Source organism: Rhizobacter sp. P2_H2 (assembly GCF_056403375.1).
Window position 1 is genome coordinate 1 of sequence record NZ_JBFUFP010001039.1, and the last position, 1,902, is coordinate 1,902.

2 protein-coding genes are annotated in these 1,902 nt (G+C 69.2%); both read right to left on the reverse strand.

Annotated elements, in window-relative coordinates; genetic code table 11:
* On the reverse strand, window positions 1-318 hold a 318-nt coding region (locus AC1D15_RS29770), incomplete at its 3' end, for an MFS transporter (RefSeq protein WP_477828860.1).
* A 3-nt stretch (window positions 319-321) separates the two neighbouring features.
* Window positions 322-1,722 (reverse strand): DNA recombination protein RmuC, encoded by a 1,401-nt coding sequence (locus tag AC1D15_RS29775; protein ID WP_465115099.1) that lies wholly within the window; start codon window positions 1,720-1,722, stop codon window positions 322-324.
* Window positions 1,723-1,902 lie beyond the last annotated feature (180 nt).

Consider the following 1,902-nt stretch of genomic DNA (forward strand, 5'->3'; position numbering starts at 1 on the left):
GGCACCGGTCAGGATGGCCGCCAGGCACATCGCCAGGTAGTGGCTGCTGAGCGCGGCGATGGTGCCGCCCGCCAGCGACAGCGCGACCCCCAGCCGCATCGGCACGTGGTAGCCGCGGCGATCGGCCAGGCGACCGGCCGGCAGCGACAGCAGCACCGGCGCGGCGGCGAACAAGGCCATCAGCAGCCCCACCGTCCACTCCGCCTGGCCCTGCTTCAGCGCCTGCAGCGGCGCGGCCATCCGCACCCCGGCCATGCACGAATGCAGGCTGATCTGACCGAGGATCAGCGCGAGCAGCGGGCGGGAAAATTGGGTCATCGGCTAGGCGTCGCTCTCCGGGAGATCGGGGACGATGGCGTCATCGTCGCGTGGGAGCGCCAGCGGCAACAGCGCCTGCGCATGCGTCTCGGTGACCGCTTCAACCGACTTCAGCTTGCGCGCCATCACGTTGGCCCGCGTCTGCGCCTGGTCGATCGTGTTGCTGGCCTCGTCGAGCTTCTTCTTGGTCTTCGCGAGCACGTCGCCGAACTTCGCGAACTCGGTCTTCACGGCGCCCAGCACCTCCCACACTTCCACCGAGCGCTTCTCCAGCGCCAGCGTGCGGAACCCCATCTGCAGGCTGTTCAGCGTCGCCAGCAGCGTGGTCGGGCCGGCCAGCATCACGTGGTGCTCGCGCTGCAGCGATTCGACCAGCCCCGGCCGGCGCAGCGCCTCGGCGTACAGGCCCTCGGTCGGCACGAACAGGATGGCGAAGTCGGTGGTGTGCGGCGGTGACACGTACTTGTCATGGATGGATTTCGCCTCCAGCCGCAGCCGCGTCTCGATCGCCTTCGCGGCCACCTCGACTGCCACCGGGTCGGCGCGGTCCTGCGCATCGAGCAAGCGCTCGTAGTCTTCGCGCGGGAACTTCGCATCGATCGGCAGCCACAGCGGCACGCCGTCGATGCGCTGCCCCGGCAGCCGGATCGCGAACTCGACCCGCGCGCCGCTGCCCGGCACCGTCTCGACGTTGACCGCGTACTGCTCCGGCGTGAACACCTGCTCCAGCAGGCCGGCCAGCTGCACCTCGCCGAAGATGCCGCGCGTCTTCACATTGGTCAGCACGCGGTTCAGCGAGCCGACGTCGCGCGCCAGGTTCTGCATCTCGCCCAGGCCCTTGTGCACCTGGTCGAGCCGGTCGGCGACCAGCTTGAAGCTCTCGCCGAGACGCTGCTCCAGCGTGGCATGCAGCTTCTCGTCGACCGTGGCGCGCATCTGCTCGAGCTTCTTCTCGTTGTCGGCCTGGATCGCCGACAGCTTCTGCTCGACCGCGCCGCGCATCTCGGTGAGGCGCTGGTCGTTCGATTGCGACAGCGAGCGCAGCTGGTCGCCCAGCGAGTCGGCGAAGCGCTTCAGCGCATTCGCCTGCTGCTCGGCCAGGCGCGCGAGCGTGGCTTCCTGCGCCTGCTGCGTCGCGGCCAGCTGGGTGCGAAAGCTGTCGATCTGCTCGTTCTGCGTGCGCGCCACGTCGCCCTGTTGCGCGAGCAGCGTCTGCTGGAAGCTCGCGAGCGTCTGGCCCAGCTCCTGGCGCGTGCCCTGGGCGCTGCGCGCCACTTCATCGCGCAATTCCCGTTCGAGGCGTTCGATGTGCGCGGCGCCCGAATCGGGCTTTCGCAGCGCGAGCCAGAGCGTCAGCAGCAGGACAAGAACGAGGAGCGCGAGCGAAATCCAGTCGAGGAGCATCTCCCCATTCTCGCAGCTGTCGCTATGCCGAGGAGCGCAGTGGGGCAGGCAACAGCCGTTTTTCGATCGCGTCGAAGCCGTACTGCACGACCAGCGCGAGCACCGCCGCCGGCAGCGCACCGGCCAGCATCGCCGCGCTGTCGTTGACCGCCAGCCCCGCGACGATGCGCTCGCCGAAGC

Bases quoted from the DNA above. Each gene is read 5' to 3' on its own strand.
- AC1D15_RS29775 (WP_465115099.1), bottom strand. From the start codon at position 1,722: ATGCTCCTCGACTGGATTTCGCTCGCGCTCCTCGTTCTTGTCCTGCTG.